This is a genomic window from Pseudomonas sp. 15C, assembly GCF_055484735.1.
Genome location: NZ_JBUDGD010000056.1, coordinates 1 through 24305, shown reverse-complemented (window position 1 = coordinate 24305; position 24305 = coordinate 1). Strand labels below are relative to the sequence as shown.

The following is a 24305-nucleotide window of genomic DNA, read 5'->3' as shown; positions in this document are numbered from 1 at the left end:
GGCGCTAGCGGATATGTGCGGCGAAGCCTTCGCTATCCGGAGCAATATCTTCCTTCAACGTCAACGCCGGAATCTCATACTCCCCCGAATTCTGCTGCCGAAACCCGATCGGCCGCGCACTCCACAACTCATCCAGCCGCCGCCCCAGTTCCTCGGTGGTCGCGGCATACCGCGCAGCATCCATCCGACTACTCCGATACACCACAAACGGTGGCACCACTTCAAATCCGGGGTAGTACAAGATCCCGTGCTGGATCGGAAACAGCAGATCATCCATCGGCCCGTTGATCCCGCGCGCGGCGTAGTGTGATTCCCAGCCGCCGGTGGTAACCATCAGCATCGCGCGTTTGCCTTTCATTTTGCCTTCGCCGTAACGCTCGCCCCAGCGGCTGTCGGAGTGTTCGCCGACGCCGTAGGCAAAGCCGTAGGCGTAGACGCGGTCGACCCAGCCTTTGAGGATTGCCGGCAGGGTGAACCACCACAGCGGGAATTGCAGGATCAGCGCGTCGGCCCAGAGCAGTTTTTCCTGTTCGCGGGCAATGTCGGCGGCCTGGGTGCCGTCGGCGTAGGCGCGTTTTGAGTCGAGGGAGGCGTGGAACGGTTGCGACGGGTCACGCTGCGGAGCGTCGTCGGCGTCGAGGGTGGGTTTCCAGTTCATCGCATAAAGGTCGGAGACTTGCACGCTGTGGCCGGCGGCTTGCAGGCGCTGGACCGTGAAGTCCTTGAGCGAGCCGTTGAGAGACGTCGATTCGGGGTGGGCGTAAACCAGTAAAACATTCATGGTGGGAAGCTCCGTGGGTGAATGACTGCAGGATCGGCGTTCGCCCGGTATATTGGAAATGAATGTCTGATATGTCTGGTATAGCCATGAATAATTTGAGACGGCTGGATATCAATCTGTTGATGACCCTGGATGTGCTGCTGGCCGAGCACAACGTTACGCGTGCGGCGCAGCGGCTGAACCTGTCGCAGCCGTCGGTGAGCGTGCACCTGGCCAAGTTGCGCGATATTTTCGGCGATCCACTGTTGCTACCCGGCCCACGAGGCATGCGCCCGACCGCACGGGCCGACGAGTTACGCGAGCCGTTGCGCGAAGCGCTGGAGGCGTTGGAGCGGGCGGTAGCGCCGGCCAGTGCGTTCGACCCGGCGCAGGCCACGCACAGCTGGAAAATCGCCGCGACCGATTACGGCGAATCGACCGTGGTGCTGCCGGCACTGAGCGGCTTGCGCGAACAGGCGCCGGGCACGCGGCTGGCGGTGATCGACCTGCACCCGCAACAATTGGTGAAAGAGGCCGAGCAGGGCGTCTTCGATCTGGCGCTGCACATTAGCGAGGACGCGCCGCCGGAATTGCATCGGCGACCGCTGTTTCAGGAGCGTTACGTGCTGACCGGACGCATCGGCCATCCGCACCTGCAAACGGCGCCCACGCGCGAGCAGTTCTGCGCGCTGGAGCACGTATTGGTGTCGAGGGAGGGTGGGGGCTTTTTCGGGGTGACGGATCGGGCGTTGGCCGATGTCGGTTTGAGGCGCAACGTGGTGTTGTCGGTGCCGCACTTTCTGATGGCAATGTCGGTGCTGGTCAGCACCGATCTGGTGGCGATGCTGCCGTCACGGCTGGTGCGCGGCAATCCGGCCTTGCAGGTGGTCGACGCGCCGCTGGAAGTGCCGGGTTATGAAATGGCGATGTTCTGGGGTGAACGCGCGCACCGCGATCCGGCGCACAAGTGGTTGCGCGAGCATCTGCTGGCGTCGGTCTGAGACCCGGTCAGGCGTGGGCCAACGCCACTGCAAACGACACGACGATCATGCACGCGAAGGCGAAATTGAGATTCATGGGGTGTTCATCCTGAGCCGTTTTAGAGTGGGGCCATTGTGAACAGGCACACGGCAAAGAAAAAATTCGCCTTGTTGATTCCAATGATCGAAACAATTGATAGCCGCTGCGTTTGTATTTGTCCGGGGCTTTCGCTAGCCTTGGTTAAACCTGCAATTACAAGCACAAACAGGCACAACCATGCACGATCACTCCATCGCCGAATTGCCCTCGCTGCGCCGGCAGAAAATCCTCTTGCTGCTCGAGCGCGACGGCAAGGTCATGGCGTCCGAGTTGAGCCAGCACTTCGCAGTGTCTGAGGACACCATCCGCCGCGACCTCGCCGAACTGGACAATGCCGGGCTGGTGCAGCGCGTGCACGGCGGGGCGTTACCGCGGCCGAAAGACTCGGGCAAGGATTACTTCACCCGGCTCGATGAAACCGATGAGGTCAAAGTGCGCCTGGCGCAACTGGCGGCGCAGCAGATCGAGGACGGGCAGATCGTGCTGTTCGATTCCGGCTCGACCACATTGCAGGTGGCGCGCTCGCTGCGTGCCGATATCAGTATTACGGCGGTGACTGCTTCGCCGATGACGGCGATTGCCTTGTCGGAGTACAGCGGCGTGAGAGTGATTCTCGCCGGTGGGCAGTTGAACCCGCGGACCATGGCGGCGGGTGGGCATGAGGCGCTGCGTCTGTTGGCCGGGATCAAGGCCGATCTGGCGATAACCGGTGTGTGTGCGATTCATCCGGAAGTGGGGATTACCTCGCTGCATTTCGATGAAGTACCGGTCAAGCAAGCGATGCTCGATAGCGCGGCGCGGGTGATAGCGGTGACCTCGGCGGACAAGCTCGGCGCGGTGGAACCGTTTGTGGTGGCGCCGTGTACGCGCTTGCACACGTTGATCACCGAACGGCATGTGGCGTCGGGGAGTGTCGAGGATTATCGGCGGTTGGGGATTGTAGTTCAGCAGCTTCCCGATTGAGTTTATCGGGTGTGGCTGATGGCCCTATCGCTGGCAAGCCAGCTCCCACAGGTTTTCATGGTGTACATAAACTTGATACGCCACGATCACTGTGGGAGCTGGCTTGCCAGCGATGGCGGCAGCATGATCAACACATCTTTCAACGCAACTTTTCGAGCATCTGGTAATACCACATCCCCGCCGCCAGCAACGGGTTGCCGAGCAAATCCCCCATCGGCACGCGGATGTGCTGGCAGGCGGCGAAGGTGTCGAACTGTTCCAGTTGCCCGGTGATCGCCCGGCTCATGATTTCACCCATGATGTGCGTGGTGGCGATGCCGTGGCCGGAATAGCCCTGGCAATACCAGACGTTGTCCGAAAGCTTGCCCAGTTGCGGGATGCGGTTGATGACGATGCCCATCGCGCAGCTCCACTGATAGTCGATCTGCACGCCTTTGAGCGCCGGGAATGTCTGCTCGATGCACGGGCGCAGTTCGGCGGCGATGTCCCGTGAATCCTTGCCGCTGTAGTTGGCGCCGCCGCCGAACAGCAAGCGACCGTCAGCCGTCAGGCGGTAATAGTCGAGGACAAAACGGCAGTCATACACCGCGAGGTCTTGCGGGTTGATCTGCCGCGCCAGCTCGCCCAGCGGCGCGGTGGTGACGATGCCGCCCATGGCCGGGAAAATCTTGCCCTTGAGTTGGCCCGGTTCGAGCTTGTGGTAGACGTCGCCGGCGAGCATCACCTGGTTGGCGTCGATCTGCCCGTGAGCGGTGCGCACGCCCGGCCTGTCACCGTGAATGATCTCCAGCACTTCGCTGTTCTCGAAGATCAGCGCACCGAGACTTTCCGCCGCCCGCGCTTCGCCGATGCACAGGTTGAGTGGGTGCAGGTGCATGTTGCGGGTGTTCTTGATTGCGCCGTGATAAAGGTCGCTTTGCAGAAGATCGCGGACCTGACTGCGATCAAGCAGGCTGACCTCATCGCCCAGCCCGCGCCGCACGGCTTCTTCATAGTCGCTGCGCAGGCCGGTCATGTGGCTGGGCTTGTACGCCGCGTGCAAATGGCCGTGTTTGAGGTCGCACTGGATGGCATATTTTTCGACGCGCTGTTTGATGATTTCATGGCCGCGCCAGCGCAGGTGCCAGATGAAATCGTCGACGTCATCACCGAGTTTCGCGCGCATCTGTTTGCGCATCGCGCCGTCGCCGGACAAGCTGCCGGTGACCTGACCGCCATTGCGCCCAGTGGCGCCCCAGCCGATCTTGTGGCTTTCGACGATGGCGACTTTCAGGCCTTTTTCCGCGAGTTCGACCGCGGTGGCGACGCCGGTGAAACCGCCGCCGATGATCACCACATCCACCGAATGCCGACCTTGCAGGGTCGGGTAGTCGGTGTCGCGGTTGAGGGTGGCGGTGTAGTAGGAATTGCAGCGGTTGGTCATGTCAGGGTCCACACAAATTCGGGAGTCGGAGTGCAATCCCCTGTGGGAGCTGGCTTGCCAGCGATAGCGGAGTGTCAGTCAACGCTTATGCCAGATGTGCCGGCCCCATCGCTGGCAAGCCAGCTCCCACAGGGTTAAGTGGTGGGGCTTCAGGCCTCGGTCAGGTACCAGCGCCAATCCTGCTCACCCACCTCGGCCATGAACTGCCGGTACTCGGCCCGTTTCACCGCCAGATACACGCCCAGAAACTCCTGCCCCAGGGCATCCCGCGCCCACACCGAATTCTCCAGCGCTTGCAACGAAGTCAGCCAGTCTGTGGGCAGCAACTCCTTGGCCTGCGCATAGCCATTGCCCTCGACTGGCGCACCCGGATCAAGGTCTTCACGAATGCCGCGATGAATGCCAGCGAGAATTGCCGCCGCCGCCAGATACGGGTTGGCGTCGGCGCCACAGATGCGGTGTTCGATGTGCCGCGTGTTGGCCGGGCCGCCGGGCACGCGCAGGCTGACGGTGCGGTTGTCGACGCCCCAGGTCGGCGCCAGCGGGGCGTAGCTGTTGGCCTGGAAACGTCGGTAGGAATTGGCGTTCGGGCAGAACAGCAGCAGCGAATCGAGCAGCGAGGCGAGCATGCCGCCAATCGCGGTGCGCAGCAGCGGCGTGCCGGCCGGATCTTCCGAGGCGAACAGATTGTGCCCGGCGTCATCGGCGAGGCTGACGTGCATGTGCATGCCGGTGCCGGCCAGGTCGTCGAACGGCTTGGCCATGAACGTCGCCTGCATGCCGTGCTTGTGCGCCACCGCTTTGACCAGACGTTTGTAGCGCACCGCCTGATCCATCGCCGCCAGTGCATCGCCGTGTTCGAGGGTGATTTCCACCTGGCCCGGTGCGTATTCGGAGATCGCCGTGCGCGCCGGAATGCCGTGCAGTTTGCAGGCGCTGTAGAGGTCGGCGAGGAATGGTTCGATCTGTTCCAGTTCGCGCAGACCGTAGACCTGGGTGTGTCGCGGTCGACCACCGTCAGCATCCAGCGCCGGTTGCGGTCGGCCGTTGTGATCGCGTTTGGCGTCGAGCAGATAGAACTCCAGCTCGCAGGCCATGATTGGGTGGAAACCCTCGGCTTTGAGCGCGTCGATGACTTTGATCAGCAAGTGTCGCGGGTCGGCGATGCTCGCTGGCAGGCCTTCAGTCGGGTGCATGCTCACTTGCACCGCAGCGGTCGGAATCTGCCGCCACGGCAGGCGCACCAGACTGCCTTCCAATGGATAGGCGCGGCAGTCGATGTCGCCGACGTCCCAGACCAGACCGGAGTTTTCCACGTCTTCACCCTGCACGGTCAGGCCGAGGATGGTGCTCGGCAACGGCCGGCCGCTTTCGTACACGGCGAGCAGTTCTTCGCGGTGCAACAGCTTGCCGCGCGGTACGCCGTTGGCGTCGAGGATGAACAGCTCGATCATGTCGATATCGGGGTTTTGCGCAAGGAACAGACGTGCGTCTTCAAGGGCTGCGAAATTCATGGCAATCACTCACGGGGGCGCCGCACAGGCGCGCAGAATCGGGCCGGACCCGACGCGGCAAAAGGCGTGGGTGTCCTGGCAGGGATATCAGAAAATAGAAGGCTGTCGCGGGTCTTTAACCGACGCGATCAGACGGGCAGGGCGATATCCGGCGGGCGTGCGGAGTGACGCAGCTTGGAACGGCGCAGGGCCATGGGCAGATTGACGATACGGTTCATACGCCGCTCCTGACGAGGGCGCGCGAGGGTGAGACGTACAACGCTTGTTGTGGTTTAGGTGACGTACTCATAACGCGTGTTTCCGTTGGCGGAAAACGTCGGTGGCGGGGCTGGCCCGCCGACCGGTGTGCCCGGATAGTAAGGGGGAATCCGCGGGCATGTAAACGGGAGATTATCGCGCCGCGCTTCAGCGCATCAGGTGAAAGCCCAGCCCGGCGAGGGCGCAAACGATCAGCACGCTGATCACCCCGCGCTTGAACACGAACAGGGCTACGGCTGCGGCAATCGCCAGGACGATCGAAAATACATCGACGGCGCCGGCAAAACCGTTCGGCCAGAACACGTGGTAGGCGAAGAAACACGCCAGATTGACAATCACCCCGACCACGGCGGCGGTAATGGCGGTCAGCGGTGCGGTGAACTTCAGTTCGTTGTGCGTCGATTCCACGAGCGGCCCGCCGGCGAGGATGAACAGGAACGAGGGCAGGAAGGTGAACCACGTCACCAATGTCGCCGCCAGGGCGCCGGCGGCGAAAGCGTGCTCGGGGCCGAACGTCGGTTGCACGTAAGCGCCGACGAAGCCGACAAACGCCACCACCATGATCAGCGGCCCGGGCGTGGTTTCACCGAGGGCGAGGCCGTCGATCATCTGCGTCGGCGTCAGCCAGCCGTAATGGCCGACCGCGCCCTGATAAACGTACGGCAACACCGCGTACGCGCCGCCGAAGGTCAGCAGCGCAGCTTTGGTGAAGAACCAGCCCATTTGCGTGAAGGTGCCGTCCCAGCCGAACAATGTTGTCAGCAGCGCCATCGGCAAACACCACAGCGCCGCGCCGATCAGCGCCAGTTTCCACAGTTTCGCCGGTTTGAAACGGGCGTGTTCCGGTGTTGGCGTGTCGTCATCGATCAGCGCCGGGCCGAAGGATTTGCCGCTGTTGCGCGGGCTGGCAGCGTTGAACCGCTGCGGGGCGAAACGTCCGCCGAGATAGCCGATCAGCGCCGCGCCAAGCACGATCAACGGGAACGGCGCATTGAACGCAAAAATCGCCACGAACGACGCCCCGGCAATCGCCCACAGCCAGGCGTTCTTCAGCGCACGCGAGCCGATGCGATGGGCCGCATGCAGGACGATTGCCGTCACCGCCGGTTTGATTCCGTAAAACACTCCAGCCACGGCGGGCATGTCGCCGAAGGCGATGTAGACCCACGACAGCGCGATCAGGATGAACAGCGACGGCAGCACAAACAGCACACCGGCAACTATTCCACCCCAGGAGCGATGCAGCAGCCAGCCAATGTAGGTCGCCAGTTGCTGGGCTTCGGGGCCGGGCAGCAACATGCAGTAATTGAGTGCGTGGAGGAAACGCTTCTCCGAAATCCAGCGGCGTCGCTCGACCAGCTCCTGGTGCATGATCGCGATCTGCCCGGCAGGACCGCCGAAGCCGATGCAACCGAGCTTGAGCCAGAAGCGCCAGGCGTGTTTCAGGGTGATGGGGGCGGGGCGCGGGAGATTTTTTTGTTCGTGATCCAATGGCGTCGCTCCTGGCGTGAGTCCTGGCGGAGCGGGTATATAAGCAGGTTTTGCTTGCGATGTGGTGTCAACCTAAAACCCTCACCCCAGCCCTCTCCCAGAGGGAGAGGGAGCCGACCGAAGTGTCTGGCGTTATGCATCGACCTGGATGACCGCGTCGATTATGAGACCAAGCATCCAGAACGAAATGTGTGGCTTATGGATTCACCAATGCAACATCACCTCGACGGAGCTCGCCAGCATCCCCCGATCAGTTCCCTCTCCCTCGGGAGAGGGCTAGGGTGAGGGGCTACGATGTCTGACCCACCCCAAACCCCCGCGCCGAACTGATCCGGTAATCATTGAACGGTCCCGTTTGCGCGCTGGGGGTGGCCGGTCAGCCCCCCGTCATGTTCATGAACCGCACCACCTGCACATCATCGTTGACTTCGAAATTGTGCCGATACGGTTTCAGCTTCATGGCTTCGATGATGGCTTTTTCCAGGCGTTGCGGTTGCCCCGGATGTGCGCGCAGCACCGCTTTCAGGTCCATCGAATGTTCGTTACCCAAACACAACAACAGTCGGCCTTCGACAGTCAGCCGTACGCGGTTGCAAGTGGCGCAGAAGTTGTGGCTGTGCGGGGAGATGAAGCCCAGGCGAATCTCCGGTGCTTCGGCCAGGCGCCAGTAGCGCGACGGGCCTTGGGTCGATTCGGCGGAGTCGATCAGGGTGTAGCGCTCGGCAATTTTCTCGCGCACCTGGGCGCTGGAGAAAAACGATTCGGCGCGGCTGTGTTCGCTGATGGTGCCCAGCGGCATTTCTTCGATGAAGGAGATGTCGAGCTGACGATCGATGGCGAAGCTCACCAGATCGTTGATCTCGTGATCGTTGCGCCCCTGCATCACCACGCAGTTGAGTTTGGTGCGGGTAAAACCGGCCTTGCGAGCGGCGTCGATGCCGTCGATCACCTGGGCCAGATCACCGGTGCGGGTCAGTTCCTTGAAGCGCTGCGGGTCGAGGCTGTCGAGGCTGATGTTCAGGCGCTTGACCCCGGCGTCGAACAGCGGCGCGGCGAGTTTGCCCAGTTGCGAGCCGTTAGTGGTCAGGCACAGTTCGCGCAGGCCGGGCAGGGCGGCGATCTGCTCGCAGAGCTTGACCACGCCGGGGCGGATCAGTGGTTCGCCACCGGTAAGACGGATCTTGCGCGTACCGAGGGCGACGAAGCTTTGCGCGACCTGAAACAACTCTTCGAGCGTGAGGATCTGCTGGCGTGGCAGGAACTGCATGTCTTCGGCCATGCAATAGACGCAGCGGAAATCGCAGCGATCAGTCACCGACAGGCGCAAATAATCCACGCGGCGGTTGTGACCATCGATCAATTCACGCTCTGTCATGGATTCGCCTCGTGGATGTCAGGTGCGGCCAATTGGCGCAGTTGCGCAGGGTAAAGTGCGCACCCGTTGCCGTCCAATCACTCTGGCTGACCGGCTGATTGACCCGGTCGATGATGGAATCATTGCGCACCGAACATCGCCGTCCAGTAAATGCCGGCATTGCTTTTCGGATCGGTTGCGTACGCCGCGCCGAGTTCCTTGTATTGCGGGTTCATCAGGTTGGCGCAATGCCCGGGACTGGCGAGCCAGCCGTCGACGACCTTGCCGACCGTATCTTGCCCGGCGGCAATGTTTTCGCCGACCAGTTGCCCGCTGTAACCGGCAAGTTCGGCGCGGTCGCCGGGGGTACGGCCATCGCGGTCCTTGTGATCGAGGTAATTGTTATTGGCCATGTCGCGGCTGTGATCCTGGGCCACCGTGCCCAGCGTTGCATTCCATGCCAGCGGTGCGGCAGCGGCGAAAGCCTGGCCGCCGCATTGGCGCGGCTGGCTGCGGGCGGCGTTGAGTTGGGCGAGCAGTTTCTGCCCTTCGCTTTGCCCGTCGCCGAGCTTGGCCGAGAGCAGCGGCCGCGCCAGGACGATGCGCCAATCACGATCGACGCGGTTCACGCCGATATCGACGAACTGCGGATCGAGCACCACCTGACAGAAACTTTCCTGGATCGCTTGCATCGCCGACGCTGCGTCGCGCGGGCCGTTGAGGGTGATCGCCTGGACGTTGACCATCGGATAGCGGGCACTGGCCATGGCTTGTTGCAGATCGACCGCGCCGCTGGCCGGCAGGCGCAGGCGTGGATCGGCGGACAGTGGCGGCAATTCGTTTGAGGCCTGCGTCCCGCAACGCTGCGGCTGGCTGCGGTAGCTGTTGATCGACTCGATCAGTTGCAACTCATCGGCCGCCACCGCTGATGCGGCGAAGACAACGCCCAGCGATAACCCGGCGAGACGCAAAACAGATGGCATGAAGCGCATGGAAATCTCCCTTGAGCTGAATGCGCCCATGATGCGCGAAAGGCCCCCGGTGGGTGCAATGTCTTTTTTCGGCATTCAGCGGTTTTTTTATCCGGGATGTTTCTCCCGGCTTGGCCGGCTACACTCTGCGCAGACCCCGAAAACCGGGCGTCTCACCGACGAAACATCCAGCCCGGAACGGGCGCTGCCGGAAGAACTGACATGGGATTGAAACGCTTGGCGGGTTGTCTGGTATTCACTTTGTTGGCAGGCGCGGCATGGGCCACCGGGCAGGCCCCGATCGAGGTCAAGGCCGAAGAGAAAGCACAGGTGCTGGAGGAGAAAGCGGCGGACAAGGTCAGCAGCGCCCCGGCGCCGAAATCCGAAGCGATCACCCCAACCGAGGCGCAAGCGGTTGACCCGGCCGGCGCGGCGCCGCTGGACGACCCGTTGACCTGTCTGGCACGCAGCATCTACTGGGAAGCCAAGGGCAAGGACACCCCGGAAATGGAAGCCGTGGCCAGCGTGGTGATGAACCGTCTCGGTCACGAGGGTTTTCCCGACACGGTGTGTGCGGTGGTCAAACAGGGCTCGGAAAGCAAAAGCTGCCAGTTTTCCTGGTGGTGCGACGGCAAGCCCGATCAGGTCAAGGAAGACGCCGAATACGCGCTGGCCAAGAAAATTGCCGGCAAGGCGCTGAACCGCCAACTCAAGGATCGCACCCACGGCGCCATGTATTTCCACGACCGCAGAGTGCATCCGGGCTGGGCCAATGAATACCGCCGCACGGCCGCGATCGGCAAGTTTCAGTTTTATAAACCGGCGGGCGGGGATGCGCGTTAGGCCCACCGCCATTTGTCGTCGCATGAAGATCCCTTGTAGGAGTGAGCCTGCTCGCGATAGCGGTGTGTCAGTAAACGAATATGTGCCTGACACACCGCTATCGCGAGCAGGCTCACTCCTATAGGGGATTGGGGGTGGCTTTATTCCGTCGGTTGGCGAACGGGGAAAAACAGCTCGAAACAGGTCACGTCGTTCTCGCTGCTGACGCTGTAGCGCCCCTGATGCAGCTGCATGATCGTCGCGACAATCGACAGGCCCAACCCGTTGGATTGCGCCGAGCGCTCGCGTGACTGGTCAACCCGATAGAAACGCTCGAACAGCCGCGCCAGATGCTCCGGCGCAATGCTCGCGCCCTGATTGCGCACGCGTAGATAACTGCCATCCGCCTCGGCACTGGCTTCGACCTGCAGCGTCGAATCCGCTGCGCCGTACTTGATCGCATTGGCGCAGAGGTTGGCCAAGGCGCGGCGCAACAGCATCGGTTCGGCCCAGATCACGCCGTCGCCGCGGGCCTCGATGGTCATGCCGACATCCGCTGCCAGCCCCTCGAAGTAATCGGCGATGCGCTGCATTTCCTCCGCCGCGTCCAGTTCCTGACGTTGGCTCAAGGCACTGGCCGGGTCGGTGCGGGCCAAAAACAGCATGTTGTCGAGCATGCGCGTCAGGCGTTCGAGCTCCTCGACGTTGGAGGCGAGCAATTGCTGATAGGCCTCGACACTGCGGTGTTGCTGCAGGGCGACCTGGGTTTCGCCGAGCAGGTTGTTGATCGGCGTGCGCAGCTCATGGGCCATGTCGGTGGACACCTGGCTCAACTGCGCAAAGCCTGTGGCGAGCCGGTCGAGCATGGCATTGAAGGCTTCGATCATCGGCTGCATTTCTCGCGGCGCGCCTTGGCTGTCGAGGCGTTCGTTGAGGTTGCCGACGCCGATGCCGTGCGCATGTCGGGCCAGACGTCGCACCGGCAGCAGGCCGCGATACACCAGCAGGCAACCGACCAGCGCCAGCAGCAGCGCCGCCAGCGAGGCCAGCCCGTAAACGCTCAAACGGTAACTTTCGAGCATCGCCGTGCGCTCGCTCATCAGGCGCCCGGTGGTGACTTGCAGATTGCCCAGATCGCCGGAATCGATGGTCGCCGCCACCGCGGAAAACGGCACGCCGTTGACGCTCGGCAAATGCTGCACATCGTTCAGGGTCATCGGGTGATCGATCGGCACGGCAGGCAAATCCGGCGCGGTGAGGTTGCCCGGGTTGACCACCAGCAGCGGCGGCTCGCCGGGCGTGCCGATGGTCAGCAGCGCTTCGCGATTGCCGAGCATGTTCTGGAACAATGCCGGTTTGTGCTTGATCAATTCCAGCGTGTTGCTGTCGTTGAGGAAACTGCGCAATTGATCGATACGACTGACCAGCGCCGTGTCATCGCGCCGGGTCAGTTGCTGCTCCAGCTCGTTGTACAGCGCGGCACCAAGGCCGGCCAGCGAAGCGAAAGCGAGCAGGGCGAACAACAGCGCCAGGCGCAGGGTCAGTGAATACTCGCGAGGGCGGCTCATGGCTGCGTGTCGAAGCGATAGCCGATACCGCGCACGCTGTGGATCAGCTTGAGCTGGAACGGGTCATCGATCTTCGCCCGCAAGCGCCGCACGGCGACGTCGACGACGTTGGTGTCGCTGTCGAAATTCATGTCCCAGACCCGCGAGGCGATCAGCGAACGCGCAAGCACCTGCCCGGTGTGGCTGGCGAACAATTGCAGCAGGGCGAACTCCTTGTTGGTCAGGGTGATGCGCACACCGGCACGGGTCACCCGGCGCTTGAGCACGTCGATCTGCAGGTCGGCGACTTGCAATTGTTCGTCTTCATGAATCGGCCCGCGCCGGGTCAGGGTGCGCAGGCGCGCCACCAGTTCGGCGAAGGAAAACGGTTTGATCAGGTAATCGTCTGCGCCGAGCTCAAGGCCTTTGACGCGGTCGGCGATGTCATCGCGAGCCGTGAGGAACAACACCGGCGTGTCGGCTTCCTTGCGCAGCCGGCGCAGCACTTCCCAGCCATCCATTTTCGGCATCATCACGTCCAGCACGATCACGTCGAAGCTGTGCTCCAGCGCCAGATGCAGGCCATCGGCACCGTCGCGGGCCAGGCTGACGCTGTAACCGAGTTCCTGCAAACCGTTGAGCAGGTAATTGCCGGCCTTGGGTTCGTCTTCGACAACCAGAATATTCATCGGTCAGTCTCAATGGTCGTTGGTGCAGCCGCTGCCTTGAACCTGATAGTCCAGCACATGTTCGCGGCCCTGATGGTCGAGGTAGTTCAAGCGCGCCGGGATCACCCCGCACGCCTGTGAAATATCGGTGCTGGACAGCACTTTGTCGATATCCAGATGCACGTAGAAACCGGTTTTGTCATGGATCACGCCGGTGTCGGGGGTGGTCGCGGCAAACACGCTGCCGGTGGCGAGGAGGGCGGTGAAGGCGATCAGGAGGGTTTTCATGGTCAGTCACTCAGTGGGTGAAGTGGATCGGCAGTGGCGCCGGAACAACTTCAGGCTACCGAGCGATCCGCACGGCAAACCGACAACTGAATGACAAAGTTGTAATGAAACGGTGTAAGAAGACTTTCCAGACTCAACTCATATCCTTGTGGGAGCTGGCTTGCCAGCGATGAGGCCGGCACAGTCAAAATTTTCATTGGCTGATCCACCGCTATCGCTGGCAAGCCAGCTCCCACAGGGTTACAGGTTGTGCCGTCAGCTCGCGTGGGTACTGAGAACACTCGCGATCTGCTGCGGTTGGCAGTTGAGGTACGGCGAGGATTTCAGCCAGCGCTGATCGGGGTACCAGGAAAACATGAACTGGCCGTTCTTCAGGCGATCGATCACCTGTCTGGCAATCTGCGGCCGCACTGCGGGGCAGCCCTGGCTGCGGCCGATGCGGCCCTGGCGCTTGCTCCACAGCGGGTTCACGTAATCGGCGGCATGGATGACAATCGCCCGGTCGCGCGCCATGTCGTTAAAGCCCGGCTCCAGACCGTCCATGCGCAACGAGTAACCGTGGGTGCCGCTGTAACTTTCCTGAGTGCGGAACAGGCCGAGGCTGGACTGGAAACTGCCTTCACGATTGGAAAACTGCGTGGCGAAGTTTTCCCCGGAGTTGGAACCGTGGGCAACCAGATCGCGCAGCACCAGCTTCTTCTTGCTCAGGTCGAAGATCCACAGTCGGCGTTCGGTGGACGGTTGCGAATAGTCGATGATCGCCAGATGACGCGACGGTTTCGCGCCGTTGCTCACCGCGCACTGCATGGCGCTCAGCGCACCTTTCAGCGCGTGGGGATTGAGTTCTGGCGCGGCGTGCGCGAGGCTGGTGTAAAGAACCGGCGAGAGTTTGCCGGCGGCAAAAACGGGGCTGGTCACTACGACAAGGGTCGCGGTGCTCAGCAAAAGTCGGCGCAAAAACGTCAACATTGATGAAGTGTCCTCACTTGCTACATATCGGGCACTTTGGTTCCTGACGTCCAGTCGATACCTGCAGGCTTGATGATCGAGCCTGACTGTTCAGCGCACCTGATGTAAGGTTGACCGTCATCGAGACGGCCATGGATTGGAGTAAAGCAGTTGTTCAAAAAGTACGCATGCTACTTGAGCATTTGTTTGCTCGCTGCGCCGTTTGTCGCTTGTGCCGAGGAGGCGCTGCCGCCGTTGCCGACCCTGCCGACGCCAGCGGCCGAAATACCGGTCGAACCGCAAAGCCCGTTACAGGCGGTATTGATCAATCTGCGCCAGTCCTGCCCGGCGATTGCAACGCGGCTCGACGGCGCGGCGCTGAGCCAGTTGCAAGCGTTCTATCAGCAGCAGGACTGGCTGCCGGCGTGGGCCAGCGAATCCGCACGTTTGCCGGCATTGCACGGGCAATTGCGCTTGTTGGTCGACGATGGTCTCAATCCGGCGCGCTACCCGGTCGCGGCCGTAGCGCCGCAGGATGGCGAGCTGTGCGCCGATATCGAGATCAGTCGCTATTACCTGCAAGCGCTGCAGGACCTGCATTTCGGCCGCCTGCTGCAATCGCATTTCGAACCGCTGTGGCATTCAGACGACACCCCGCGTGACCGTCAGGCGGAATTATTGGCGATCGCCGTTCCCGGCCTGCATGACATCCCCGCAGCGTTCGATCTGGCGCGGCCGCGTCTGGCGCAATATCAGGATCTGCGGCAGCTCTACGCCGCGCAACGTCTGCAAACCTTGCCGCAATGGCAACCGGTCGGCAGCGGGCCACTGTTGCGCCCGGCGATGGAAGACAAGCGCGTACCTGAGCTGGCTCAGCGGCTGTACAGCGAAGGCTATCTGAGCGACGCCATCGGCACGTCGGGTAATGCTTATGAAGGCGCACTGGTTGATGCGGTGAAGAGTTTTCAGGTCAATCATTCGTTGCAGGCTGACGGGGTGGTCGGGCCGGGGACGATTGCCGAACTGAACATCAGCCCGCTGATCCGCCGCGAACAGTTGCGCGTCAATCTCGAGCGCTTCCGCTGGATGTCTCAGGACATGGAGCCCAATACGCTGCTGATCAACGTCGCCGCCGCCGAACTGACGCTGTATCAGGACGGCGCGCCCGTGTGGCAAACGCGCACTCAGGTTGGCCGCGCCGACCGCCAGACGCCGTTGCTGAAATCGCGCGTAACCCGTCTCACCCTGAACCCGACCTGGACCGTGCCGCCGACCATCTGGAAGGAAGACAAACTGCCGGAAATCCGCAAGGACCAGACCTTCCTCAGCCGCCACAACCTGCAGGTACTCGACGCCAACGGTCTGCCTTTGGCGGCAGCGGACATCGACTGGGAAAACCCCGGCAACATCCTTCTGCGCCAGGACGCCGGACCGCGCAATCCGTTGGGGCAAATGGTCATCCGCTTTCCAAATCCGTTTTCGGTGTACCTGCACGACACGCCGAGCAAGGCGCTGTTCGACAAAGGCCCGCGCGCATTCAGCTCCGGTTGCGTGCGGGTCGAACATCCGATGCAACTGCGCGACCTGCTGCTCACCCCGGCGGAAAAGGCCCGCACGGAAACCCTGCTGGCGACCGGCACCACCCACGAATTTCGCTTGTCGGCGCCGGTGCCGATCCTGATGACCTACTGGACCGCGCAAGTCGACGGCAACGGCCAGGTGCGCTACGCGCCGGACATCTACAGCCGCGACAGTGCGTTACTGGCCGGGCTTGACCGCGCGCATTGAGGCTCAGCGCTGGCCGCGCCTCCACAACAGGCGCGCCAGCCAGGCATCGACACTCAACTTGCCGGCGCCAGCGAACAGCAACGGCGCCAGCGCGACCAGGTAGATCGCCGGCAGCTTGAAGTTGCCGAAGCCCTTGTTGGTGATCGCGTAACCCTGCGCCAGTTCGCTCAGCGACGACCAGTCGGCAGGCCAGTGCACAGCAGCCGTGGCGACCACCGTCACCACCATCAAGACCAGCGCCGAAAAGCGCGTGCCGAAACCGATCAGGATCGCCACGGCGCAGATCAGCTCGGCCCACATCGAAAGCTCCCAGTTCAGCGTCGCCGGCAGTCGGTCGAAGGGGAAGGGGAAGCGCTCTTGAATATCTTCGAACCAGTTCTGCCCGTTGAATTTCTCCAGCCCGGATTCGAAGAATTCCCAGGCGATGAACAGGCGCAAGGTCAACGGCGCCAGCCACGCGCCGGCGCGATCGAGGTTCAGGTGCAGGTGCTGAACGGTGTTGGAGAGGGTTTTGCTCATGAGGGGCTCCGGTGGTTCTTCAAGTGAAATCGACCGGTGCATTTGAAGTGTGGGGTGTATCGGGGGTGTGTCGTTGGGGTGGGGAATTGTTGGTTGGGTGTGTCTGGGCGGGGGCTGGATACACTGGGGTACACGCAGTGAAACCAAGTTGGCTCGGCCCCTCATCGGAACGCCGCCCGCCCAGCCCTCTCCCAGAGGGAGAGGGGGCCGACCGCGGGGTTTTGCGCTGTGCATCGACCTGAGACACCGAGTCGATTATGGCTCTGCCGAGGTGTGGCCAGTATGGAGTCGACGTCCAATGGGTTGGCGATTATGGATTCAGCGCTAACCGTTCAGGTCGGCGCATTACGCCAATATCCTCCAATCAGTCCCCTCTCCCTCCGGGAGAGGCTAGGGTGAGGGCAGCACTTTCGGCACCCGCCACAAATACCACGCCGCCACCGTCCGATAAGGCCGCCACGCCAACCCAATTTCGATCATCTGCTTGCGCGTCGGCTGCACGTCCAGCCCCTTCAACCGCCGATAACCCTCGCGCACACCAAAGTCATCCGCCGGCAGAATATCCATACGCTCCAGGCTGTAGATCAACAACATCTCCACCGTCCAGCGCCCGACCCCACGCAAACTGATCAGCCGCTCGATCAGCGCTTCATCATCCATCGCCAGCGCCGTGGCGTAATCCGGCACCACGCCATCCAGCGTCGCCTGGGCGATGCCCTGAATCGTCGCAATCTTGCTCGCGGAAAACCCGCAGCCGCGCAGGCGCTCGACGTCGGTGGCGAGAAGCTGCTCCGGCCGCGGAAACGTCTGTCCGGCGAACAACCCCAGCAAACGCCCCAGAATCGCGTCCCCGGCCTTGGCGTGCAGTTGCTGATAAGCGATCGCCCGCACCAGCGATTCATACGGATCGCGCGCCGGATGCGGGCGATGCAGGCACGGGCCTATAGCGGCGATATGGCGCTGCCAGTCAGCGTCGAGTGCGGCGAGAAAATCGCTCGCCGCTTGATAGGTCTCTGTCACGTTATTTCAGCAGGCCGTGAAATTGTGTATCGAGCATGCTCATCGAAATCCCTTTGTGATTAATGTCAGCAGGTCAGAACGCGAGTTGTTGCGTGAGCTGCGTGGCGGCGTTTTCCAGGCGCAACAGAAACGCCTTGCGCGGCTGTCCTCCACCATAGCCGGTCAACGCGCCATCCGCGCCGATTACTCGGTGACACGGCACCACGATCGACAGGCGATTATGCCCGTTGGCCAGGCCGACGGCGCGGCTGGCGCCGGGTTTGCCCAGCCCGGCGGCGATGGCGCCATAAGTGCTGGTGTGGCCGTAGGGGATTTGCAGCAGCGCCGCCCAGACCTGACGATCGAATGCACTGCCGGGCATATGCAAAGCCACGCTGAACGCGCTCAGGTTGCCGGCAAAATACTCCGCCAGTTGGGTTTCGATCTGCTGCAAATGCGCGTTGTGTCCCGGCGCGACGGCGTAACCGTAGCGCCCGTGCAACTGCTCGACTTCGCGGGTCAGCGCCGGCCGGTCGAGGAATTCCAGCAACACCAGACCGCGGCGTTCGGCCATGGCGATCATCGGCCCCAACGGCGTGGTCAGCCGGGTGAACAGCAGCGGCTCGCTCTGGGCGACGCGGCCTGGCGTAATGTTGAAGGACTTCTGAAACGCATCACGAAAACCGCTGAGCGATTCATAGCCGGAATCGAAGGCCGCATGGTCGATCGATGCGCCTTGCTTGATTCCGCCCAGCGCCATGCCCAGCCGTCGTGTGCGCAGCCAGGCATGGAAGGTCATGCCGAAATGCTGCTTGAACCAGCGGCGCAGTTTCAGCGGTTCGATGCCTTCAGCGAGCAACTGCGCATCGCTCCAGCGCACCTCGGGGTCGGCATCCACAGCGCTGAGCAGGCGCTGCACCCAGTCCGGGGCGATGGCCGCTGCGTCCAGCGGCTTGCAGCGCAGGCAGGCGCGATAGCCGGCCGACAGGCAATCGTCGGCATGGGCGAAAAACTCGACGTTCTCCGGTTTCGGCTTGCGCGCCGTGCAACTGGGGCGGCAAAAGATTCCGGTGGTTTTCACCGCCGTGAAGAACACGCCTTCATAGGCAGTGTCGCGTTCAAGCATGGCGCGAACCATTTCGGCGTGGGGCGGCAGGGCAGTGGTCTGTATGTTCATGGGCTGAGAATAAAACCGCTTTGTCGATGACTCCACCGAAAAATCGACAGTGAATTTTTTTCGATCTGCACCACAATCACCCAATCGCCACTTGGGAGGAATCAACGCCATGCCACCGTTCACCATCCAGCGCATCGATCACATCGTGCTGCGCGTCGCCGACCTGCAACGCAGCATCGACTTTTACGCCAAGGTGTTCGGCGCCGAAGTGGTCCGCCACAATCAGCCGCTGGGTTTGGTGCATCTGCGCGCCGGTACTTCGATGATCGATCTGGTCGACCTGCAAGGCGAACTGGGCCGCAAGGGTGGCGGCGCAGCAGGGGCGGAGCGGCGTAATGTCGATCATTTCTGCCTGCGCATCGAACCGTTCGACGAAGCGGCGCTCACCGTTCACTTGCAGGCCTGTGGCCTGACCGTGGAGAAAGCCGCCAGACGCTTCGGCGCCGAAGGTTACGGCCTCTCGCTGTATTGCTTTGACCCGGACGGCAACCAGGTCGAACTCAAAGGGCCGAGCGAAGCCTGATTCGGCTAGAGCAGGCACCGTTGGTCTTTTCCATCGCACTCCACAAGCCTTGGGCATTCCAAACAAGTCCGATCACGACTTTTCTGGAGGCAGCCATGACCCATCCATCCAGCACTGACAAGCCGCTCGAAGAAACCCTCAGCCCGAACGACGATGGTTTTGTTATCGGCACCGCCGGGCGCGACGAAGACCCTAACGCCACGACCGACTGGGACCATGCGCGCGACACCGACGAGGTGATGACGCCCGCCGATACCCGCGGTTTACCCGGCTATCCCGGCGCAGAGAAAGCCGGCAAGGACATGCAGAGTGTCGACAGCACCATCCCGGCCAACGGCGACCCGGCCCTGCAAACCAACGACAGCGCCGATTGAACCGTCGTACGACAGCAGATCGCGGGAGGCTTGCGATGAATAAACCGATGCTCAAATGTGCGCTGGTGGCGCTGACTTTTTCTCTCGGCATGGCTCAGGCGCATGCCGCGCAAACCAAGCGCGTCGATGTGCTGCTGGTGGGCGGCGGGATCATGAGTTCGACCCTGGCGGTGTGGCTCAGCGAGCTGGAGCCGGGCTGGTCGATGGAAATGGTCGAGCGCCTGGACAAGGTCGCCGAGGAAAGCTCCAACGGCTGGAACAACGCCGGCACCGGCCACTCGGCGCTCGCCGAACTGAACTACACGCCGGAGAAGGACGGCAAGATCGACATCACCAAAGCCGTCGAAATCAACGAAGCGTTCCAGATCACCCGGCAGTTTCTCGCCTGGCAGGTGAAAACCGGCGTGTTGAAAAATCCGCGTTCGTTCATCAATTCCACGCCGCACATGAGCTTCGTCTGGGGCGATGACAACATCCGCTTCCTGAAAAAGCGCTACGAGGCGTTGCAGGCCAGCCCGTTGTTCCGCCCGATGCAATATTCCGAAGACCCGGCGCAGATCAAGCAATGGGTGCCGCTGATGATGGAGGGGCGCGACCCGGCGCAGAAAATCGCCGCGACCTGGACGCCGATCGGCACCGACGTCAATTTTGGCGAGATCACCCGGCAGTTCGTCAGCCATCTGCAATCACGCGATAACTTCTCGCTGCAGCTGTCCTCGGAAGTACGCGACATCACCCGCAACGACGACGGCTCCTGGCACGTCGAATACAAGAATCTGAAGGACGGCACGACCACCGCCACCGATGCCAAATTCCTGTTTATCGGCGCGGGCGGCGCGGCGCTGCCGCTGTTGCAGAAGTCCGGCATCGAGGAGGCCAAGGAGTACGCCGGGTTCCCGGTCGGCGGCTCGTTTCTGGTCACCGAGAATACCGAGATAGCCCAGCGGCACATGGCCAAGGCCTATGGCATCGCCTCGACCGGCGCACCGCCGATGTCGGTGCCGCACCTCGACACGCGTGTGCTCGATGGCAAACGGGTGATTCTGTTCGGGCCGTTTGCGACGTTCTCGACCAAATTCCTCAAGGAGGGCTCGTACTTCGACCTGCCCGCCAGTACCACGTTGCATAATCTGTGGCCGATGGTCCGGGTCGGCGTGCGTGAATTCGATCTGGTGCAATACCTCGCCGGCCAGTTGATGCAGTCCGACGATGACCGTTTCGAGGCGCTCAAAGCGTATTTCCCACAGGCGCAAAAGCAGGACTGGCGCTTGTGGCAAGCTGGCCAGCGTGTGCAGATCATCAAGAAGGACGAGCAGCAGGGCGGGGTGCTCAAGCTTGGCACCGAGGTGGTCGCGTCCAGGGACGGCAGCATTGCCGCGTTGCTCGGCGCCTCCCCGGGTGCCTCGACGGCGGCGCCAATCATGCTTGATCTGATGCAGAAGGTGTTCAAGGAAAAACTGGCGTCCGCGCCGTGGCAGGACAAGCTGCGCCAGATCGTGCCCAGCTACGGCACGCGCCTGAACGAACACCCGGACAAGGTCATGGAGGAGTGGCGCTACACCAGCGAAGTGCTGCAACTGACGCCGCCACCGGGTATCGATCAGGCGCAGCCGAGCAACCCGCCGACGCACATCGACGCGGTGCAACAGCCGCACCTGGACAGCGATCCCGATCTCAAGCCTTGAACAGTGGGGTTGGTGGCGCCGGGCGAACTTTTCCCGTTCGGCGCCACTCTGAACCAGTCAGAGGGTGACCGGGCGACAGAAAAAACTGGCCCGGCAGGCAGTTTTGGCGCGCGCCGTGATAAATTCGTCACCCGTAATGCCGACCCCGAATGGCCCCAGGCGGCCCCACCAAGAGCGATCTACATGCAAGCAAAGGCCCGTGAGGTTTATGTGCCACCGGTGCTGCAGGATCTGCGGGCCGGCACAGCCGAACTGCACATCGCACTGGAAAAACGCCTTCCTTTTTTCTCCGACACCCTTGATACCCAGGCTTTCGAGCGCCTGATGCAGGCCTATTACGGCTTTTACCGGCCGTTGGAACAGGCCCTGCAAGCCAGTAACGCGATCCCGGACGACTTCGATCTGACCCCACGGCTCAAGACCGCAACCCTGCGCGCTGACCTGCAAGCAATGGGCGCCAGCGCCGAAGCGCTGGCCAGCCTGCCGCTATGCGATGAGTTGCCGCGCATCGATTCCAGCGCTGCCTGCCTCGGCGTGTTGTATGTGCTGGAAGGCGCGACCCTCGGCGGGCAGATTCTGCGCCGCGAAATCGCTGCCCGGTTGGGCCTGGAAGCCGACAACGGCGCGGCCTTTCTCGATGTCTACGGCGCGGCCACCGGGCGTCGCTGGCGAGATTTCATCGACTACCTCGGCAGCCGGCCCATGGACGCTGCCGAACGGGCAGCCGTCGTCCGCGCTGCGCAAACTACATTCAGCTGTTTCGAGCAGTGGCTCGAGCGCCGGGAGGTGCTGGCATGACCCCGCAAGACAAACAAGCCTTCGAAGAGCTGCTCGCCAACTGCGCCGACGAACCGATCCGGTTTCCCGGTGCGATTCAGCCGCACGGTCTGCTGTTGACCCTGAGCGAGCCTGCGCTGCAGATCATTCAGGTCAGCGCCAACGTCGAAACATTGCTCGGCCAGGCGCCAGAGCCGCTGATCGGCCAGCCGCTGCACGAACTGATTGGCCTGGAGCACTGCGCGCAGGTGCTTGAGGCACTGCAACGCGATGCGCAGGCCGATGCGCCTCCGTTGTACTTTCGCTTGAATGGAACTGCCTTCGAAGGTTTGTTGCACCGCCATCAAGGCGTGCTGATCCTGGAACTGGAAATCCACGTCGAAAACTTCCAGCGGCGCAACGTCGCCGGGGTCAAGACTCACCTGGGGCGCATGCTGCAACGCCTGCAAGCGGCGACATCGCTGCAGGCGCTGTACGAAATCAGCGTCAAGGAAATCCAGGCGATGACCGGTTATGACCGGGTGCTGATCTATCGTTTCGAGGAGGAGGGTCACGGTCAGGTCATCGCCGAGGCCTCCGATCCATCGATGGAAGTGTTCAATGGTCTGTTTTTCCCGGCCTCGGACATTCCCGAGCAGGCCCGCGAGCTGTACCGCACCAACTGGCTGCGGATCATTCCCAATGCCGATTATCAGCCGGTGCCGCTGGTGCCGAAGTTGCGCCCGGACACCCAGCAGCCGCTGGACTTGAGCTTCGCCACGCTGCGTAGCGTCTCGCCAATTCATTGCCAGTACATGAAGAATATGGGCGTGTTGTCGTCGATGAGCATTTCCTTGCTCAAGGGTGACAAGCTCTGGGGCCTGATCAGCTGCGGCAATCGCCAGCCGCTGCATGTGCCTCACGAACTGCGCATGGCCTGCCAGACCATCGGCCAGGTGCTGTCGCTGCAGATCAGCGCGATGGAAGCACTGGAACTGAGCCGTCAGCGCGACGAAAAGCTCGAAGCGCTGGCGCAGCTCAATCAGGCGATGATCGACTCGTCGCAGAACGTTTTCGATGGCCTGGCGCAACAACCCGAGACGCTGATGGCGCTGACCGGCGCCGGCGGCATCGCGATCATTGAAGACAAGCAGTTGCACCGTTACGGCAACTGCCCGGAACCGGAAGACATCCGCGCGTTGCACAAATGGCTGCAGGAACGCGGTGAGCCGGTGTTCGCCAGCCATCATTTGTCCAGCGTCTACCCACCCGCTGCGCAGTTTCAGCAAGTGGCCAGCGGGGTGCTGGCGCTGAGCCTGCCCAAACCGGTAGAGAACGGCGTGCTGTGGTTCCGCCCCGAGGCCAAGGAAAACATCAATTGGAGCGGTGACCCGCGTAAACCACTGGACCTGGAAAACTCCGACGCCGGCCTGCGCCTGCGTCCGCGCACCTCGTTCGAGATCTGGAAAGTCGAGATGGCCGGGATTTCGGTGAAGTGGAGCCACGGCGACCTGTTCGCGGCCAACGACCTGCGCCGCTCCGCGCTGGAAAACGACCTGGCACGGCAGGTGCGTCGCGAGCAGGAAGCGGTGCGCGCTCGTGAGGAGCTGGTGGCAGTGGTGTCCCACGACCTGCGCAACCCGATGACGGTGATCTCGATGCTCTGCGGCATGATGCAGAAAGCCTTCAGCTCCGACGGTGCGCACACCTCGCGGCGGATCTCTACGGCGATCGACACCATGCAACAGGCCACCGCGCGGATGAACACGCTGCTGGAAGACTTGCTTGATACCTCGAAAATCGATGCCGGGCGCTACACCATTACGCCGCAGCCGCTGGAAGTCGGGCATATCTTTGAAGAAGCGCAGTCGCTGCTGACGCCGCTGGCACAGGACAAGGACATCAGCATTTCCTTCGAAGCTGATCCGGATCTGCGTATTCACGCGGACCCTGAGCGGTTGTTTCAGGTGCTGTCGAATCTGGTCGGCAATGCGATCAAGTTCACTCCGCGGCTGGGCACTGTGGGGGTGCATGCGACGACGGTGGGTGACGAGATTGTCTTTACTGTACGTGATAGCGGGGAGGGCATTCCGAAGGAGCATCTGCCGCATGTGTTCGATCGGTACTGGACGGTGAAAGAGGGTAATCCGACGGGTACGGGGCTGGGGTTGTATATCACTCAGGGGATTGTTGAGGCGCATGGCGGGCGGATCGTTGCCGAGAGTGAGCCGGGGCGGGGGAGTGAGTTTCGGTTTACGGTGCCGCGGGTGGCTTGATCTTTGATCTTTGATCTTTGAGTTTTGGGTACATATCCGTTGCTGCGGTAACGGCTGCTTAGGGTTCCGCCCTTACGGCGGGTCACCTTTTTCAAACGCCAAAAAGGTAACCCAAAACGCT

Annotated in this window: 23 protein-coding genes; 10 read left to right on the top strand and 13 right to left on the bottom strand. The window is 62.1% G+C overall.

The window, feature by feature from the left end; all coding sequences use genetic code 11:
* Positions 1-4 precede the first annotated feature (4 nt).
* Entirely contained in the window at positions 5-781 is a 777-nt protein-coding gene (locus tag ACYYKW_RS22035) for an NAD(P)H-dependent oxidoreductase (protein WP_464991160.1), read from the bottom strand.
* An 86-nt stretch (positions 782-867) separates the two neighbouring features.
* Here ACYYKW_RS22035 and ACYYKW_RS22030 point away from each other — a divergent pair, with 86 nt between their 5' ends.
* Together ACYYKW_RS22030 and ACYYKW_RS22025 are read left to right on the top strand one after the other, a co-directional pair.
* Positions 868-1761, top strand: a complete 894-nt coding sequence (locus ACYYKW_RS22030) for a LysR family transcriptional regulator (RefSeq protein WP_464991159.1) — start codon at positions 868-870, stop codon at positions 1759-1761.
* Positions 1762-2017: 256 nt separating this feature from the next.
* Positions 2018-2803, top strand: a complete 786-nt coding sequence (locus tag ACYYKW_RS22025; RefSeq protein ID WP_093102339.1) for a DeoR/GlpR family DNA-binding transcription regulator — start codon at positions 2018-2020, stop codon at positions 2801-2803.
* 139 nt (positions 2804-2942) lie between these two features.
* Here ACYYKW_RS22025 and ACYYKW_RS22020 read toward each other — a convergent pair whose 3' ends face one another.
* The 5 genes from ACYYKW_RS22020 to ACYYKW_RS22000 form a co-directional block, all read right to left on the bottom strand.
* Entirely contained in the window at positions 2943-4226 is a 1284-nt protein-coding gene (locus tag ACYYKW_RS22020; protein ID WP_464991158.1) for an NAD(P)/FAD-dependent oxidoreductase, read from the bottom strand.
* A gap of 149 nt (positions 4227-4375) precedes the next feature.
* Entirely contained in the window at positions 4376-5740 is a 1365-nt protein-coding gene (locus ACYYKW_RS22015; RefSeq protein ID WP_464991157.1) for a glutamine synthetase family protein, read from the bottom strand.
* A 405-nt stretch (positions 5741-6145) separates the two neighbouring features.
* Complete coding sequence (gene chrA, locus ACYYKW_RS22010; RefSeq protein WP_464991156.1) at positions 6146-7489, bottom strand: chromate efflux transporter; 1344 nt, start codon at positions 7487-7489, stop codon at positions 6146-6148.
* Positions 7490-7865: 376 nt separating this feature from the next.
* Entirely contained in the window at positions 7866-8864 is a 999-nt protein-coding gene (gene moaA / locus ACYYKW_RS22005) for a GTP 3',8-cyclase MoaA (RefSeq protein ID WP_203421702.1), read from the bottom strand.
* Positions 8865-8983: 119 nt separating this feature from the next.
* Entirely contained in the window at positions 8984-9835 is an 852-nt protein-coding gene (locus ACYYKW_RS22000) for a CAP domain-containing protein (protein ID WP_464991155.1), read from the bottom strand.
* Here ACYYKW_RS22000 and ACYYKW_RS21995 point away from each other — a divergent pair.
* Positions 9825-10046: a hypothetical protein gene (locus ACYYKW_RS21995; RefSeq protein ID WP_336354564.1), complete on the top strand. Its 222-nt coding sequence runs from the start codon at positions 9825-9827 to the stop codon at positions 10044-10046. The genes ACYYKW_RS22000 and ACYYKW_RS21995 overlap by 11 nt on opposite strands.
* On the top strand, positions 10037-10657 hold the full coding sequence (locus tag ACYYKW_RS21990; RefSeq protein WP_093102321.1) for a cell wall hydrolase: 621 nt from the start codon (positions 10037-10039) through the stop codon (positions 10655-10657). The genes ACYYKW_RS21995 and ACYYKW_RS21990 overlap by 10 nt, the downstream gene beginning before the upstream one ends.
* A gap of 140 nt (positions 10658-10797) precedes the next feature.
* On the opposite strand, the gene ACYYKW_RS21985 is transcribed toward ACYYKW_RS21990, so the two are convergent.
* From ACYYKW_RS21985 to ACYYKW_RS21970, 4 genes are all read right to left on the bottom strand, one after another.
* Positions 10798-12204 carry a heavy metal sensor histidine kinase gene (locus tag ACYYKW_RS21985; RefSeq protein WP_464991154.1) on the bottom strand — a complete coding sequence of 469 codons (1407 nt, stop codon included), beginning with the start codon at positions 12202-12204 and terminating at the stop codon, positions 10798-10800.
* Positions 12201-12872 carry a heavy metal response regulator transcription factor gene (locus ACYYKW_RS21980; protein WP_187680525.1) on the bottom strand — a complete coding sequence of 224 codons (672 nt, stop codon included), beginning with the start codon at positions 12870-12872 and terminating at the stop codon, positions 12201-12203. The genes ACYYKW_RS21985 and ACYYKW_RS21980 overlap by 4 nt, the downstream gene beginning before the upstream one ends.
* A 9-nt stretch (positions 12873-12881) precedes the next feature.
* Positions 12882-13139 (bottom strand): DUF2790 domain-containing protein, encoded by a 258-nt coding sequence (locus ACYYKW_RS21975; protein ID WP_090282880.1) that lies wholly within the window; start codon positions 13137-13139, stop codon positions 12882-12884.
* 255 nt (positions 13140-13394) lie between these two features.
* Entirely contained in the window at positions 13395-14108 is a 714-nt protein-coding gene (locus ACYYKW_RS21970) for a murein L,D-transpeptidase catalytic domain family protein (RefSeq protein ID WP_093102312.1), read from the bottom strand.
* Between the two features lie 150 nt (positions 14109-14258).
* Here ACYYKW_RS21970 and ACYYKW_RS21965 point away from each other — a divergent pair, with 150 nt between their 5' ends.
* Entirely contained in the window at positions 14259-15875 is a 1617-nt protein-coding gene (locus ACYYKW_RS21965; protein WP_464991153.1) for a L,D-transpeptidase family protein, read from the top strand.
* Between the two features lie 3 nt (positions 15876-15878).
* On the opposite strand, the gene ACYYKW_RS21960 is transcribed toward ACYYKW_RS21965, so the two are convergent.
* From ACYYKW_RS21960 to ACYYKW_RS21950, 3 genes are all read right to left on the bottom strand, one after another.
* Complete coding sequence (locus ACYYKW_RS21960) at positions 15879-16394, bottom strand: HvfX family Cu-binding RiPP maturation protein (protein ID WP_464991152.1); 516 nt, start codon at positions 16392-16394, stop codon at positions 15879-15881.
* Between the two features lie 390 nt (positions 16395-16784).
* Complete coding sequence (locus tag ACYYKW_RS21955; protein ID WP_464991151.1) at positions 16785-17414, bottom strand: DNA-3-methyladenine glycosylase family protein; 630 nt, start codon at positions 17412-17414, stop codon at positions 16785-16787.
* 73 nt (positions 17415-17487) lie between these two features.
* Complete coding sequence (locus tag ACYYKW_RS21950) at positions 17488-18570, bottom strand: bifunctional transcriptional activator/DNA repair enzyme AdaA (protein WP_336354570.1); 1083 nt, start codon at positions 18568-18570, stop codon at positions 17488-17490.
* Between the two features lie 109 nt (positions 18571-18679).
* Here ACYYKW_RS21950 and ACYYKW_RS21945 point away from each other — a divergent pair, with 109 nt between their 5' ends.
* The 5 genes from ACYYKW_RS21945 to ACYYKW_RS21925 all read left to right on the top strand — a co-directional run bounded on the left by ACYYKW_RS21945 (position 18680) and on the right by ACYYKW_RS21925 (position 24184).
* Positions 18680-19093, top strand: coding sequence for a VOC family protein (locus ACYYKW_RS21945; RefSeq protein WP_093102294.1), 414 nt, complete (start codon positions 18680-18682; stop codon positions 19091-19093).
* Positions 19094-19188: 95 nt separating this feature from the next.
* A complete protein-coding gene (locus ACYYKW_RS21940) occupies positions 19189-19467 on the top strand; it encodes a hypothetical protein (protein WP_464991150.1) in 279 nt (92 codons plus the stop codon).
* 47 nt (positions 19468-19514) lie between these two features.
* Positions 19515-21152, top strand: coding sequence for a malate dehydrogenase (quinone) (mqo, locus tag ACYYKW_RS21935; protein ID WP_464991164.1), 1638 nt, complete (start codon positions 19515-19517; stop codon positions 21150-21152).
* Positions 21153-21335: 183 nt separating this feature from the next.
* Positions 21336-21950 carry a biliverdin-producing heme oxygenase gene (locus tag ACYYKW_RS21930; protein WP_464991149.1) on the top strand — a complete coding sequence of 205 codons (615 nt, stop codon included), beginning with the start codon at positions 21336-21338 and terminating at the stop codon, positions 21948-21950.
* Positions 21947-24184 carry an ATP-binding protein gene (locus ACYYKW_RS21925; RefSeq protein WP_464991148.1) on the top strand — a complete coding sequence of 746 codons (2238 nt, stop codon included), beginning with the start codon at positions 21947-21949 and terminating at the stop codon, positions 24182-24184. Before ACYYKW_RS21930 ends, ACYYKW_RS21925 begins: the two co-directional genes overlap by 4 nt.
* Positions 24185-24305: the final 121 nt, after the last annotated feature.

Coding starts and splice junctions, on each gene's coding strand:
- mqo (WP_464991164.1), top strand. CDS start 19,515: ATGCTCAAATGTGCGCTGGTGGCGCTGACTTTTTCTCTCGGCATGGCT.
- ACYYKW_RS21945 (WP_093102294.1), top strand. CDS start 18,680: ATGCCACCGTTCACCATCCAGCGCATCGATCACATCGTGCTGCGCGTC.
- ACYYKW_RS22020 (WP_464991158.1), bottom strand. CDS start 4,226: ATGACCAACCGCTGCAATTCCTACTACACCGCCACCCTCAACCGCGAC.
- ACYYKW_RS21960 (WP_464991152.1), bottom strand. CDS start 16,394: ATGAGCAAAACCCTCTCCAACACCGTTCAGCACCTGCACCTGAACCTC.
- moaA (WP_203421702.1), bottom strand. CDS start 8,864: ATGACAGAGCGTGAATTGATCGATGGTCACAACCGCCGCGTGGATTAT.
- ACYYKW_RS21940 (WP_464991150.1), top strand. CDS start 19,189: ATGACCCATCCATCCAGCACTGACAAGCCGCTCGAAGAAACCCTCAGC.
- ACYYKW_RS22030 (WP_464991159.1), top strand. CDS start 868: ATGAATAATTTGAGACGGCTGGATATCAATCTGTTGATGACCCTGGAT.
- ACYYKW_RS21990 (WP_093102321.1), top strand. CDS start 10,037: ATGGGATTGAAACGCTTGGCGGGTTGTCTGGTATTCACTTTGTTGGCA.
- ACYYKW_RS21925 (WP_464991148.1), top strand. CDS start 21,947: ATGACCCCGCAAGACAAACAAGCCTTCGAAGAGCTGCTCGCCAACTGC.
- ACYYKW_RS21975 (WP_090282880.1), bottom strand. CDS start 13,139: ATGAAAACCCTCCTGATCGCCTTCACCGCCCTCCTCGCCACCGGCAGC.
- ACYYKW_RS22035 (WP_464991160.1), bottom strand. CDS start 781: ATGAATGTTTTACTGGTTTACGCCCACCCCGAATCGACGTCTCTCAAC.
- ACYYKW_RS21930 (WP_464991149.1), top strand. CDS start 21,336: ATGCAAGCAAAGGCCCGTGAGGTTTATGTGCCACCGGTGCTGCAGGAT.
- ACYYKW_RS21970 (WP_093102312.1), bottom strand. CDS start 14,108: ATGTTGACGTTTTTGCGCCGACTTTTGCTGAGCACCGCGACCCTTGTC.
- ACYYKW_RS21995 (WP_336354564.1), top strand. CDS start 9,825: ATGAAGCGCATGGAAATCTCCCTTGAGCTGAATGCGCCCATGATGCGC.
- ACYYKW_RS22000 (WP_464991155.1), bottom strand. CDS start 9,835: ATGCGCTTCATGCCATCTGTTTTGCGTCTCGCCGGGTTATCGCTGGGC.
- ACYYKW_RS22015 (WP_464991157.1), bottom strand. CDS start 5,740: ATGAATTTCGCAGCCCTTGAAGACGCACGTCTGTTCCTTGCGCAAAAC.
- ACYYKW_RS21985 (WP_464991154.1), bottom strand. CDS start 12,204: ATGAGCCGCCCTCGCGAGTATTCACTGACCCTGCGCCTGGCGCTGTTG.
- ACYYKW_RS21950 (WP_336354570.1), bottom strand. CDS start 18,570: ATGAACATACAGACCACTGCCCTGCCGCCCCACGCCGAAATGGTTCGC.
- ACYYKW_RS22025 (WP_093102339.1), top strand. CDS start 2,018: ATGCACGATCACTCCATCGCCGAATTGCCCTCGCTGCGCCGGCAGAAA.
- ACYYKW_RS21980 (WP_187680525.1), bottom strand. CDS start 12,872: ATGAATATTCTGGTTGTCGAAGACGAACCCAAGGCCGGCAATTACCTG.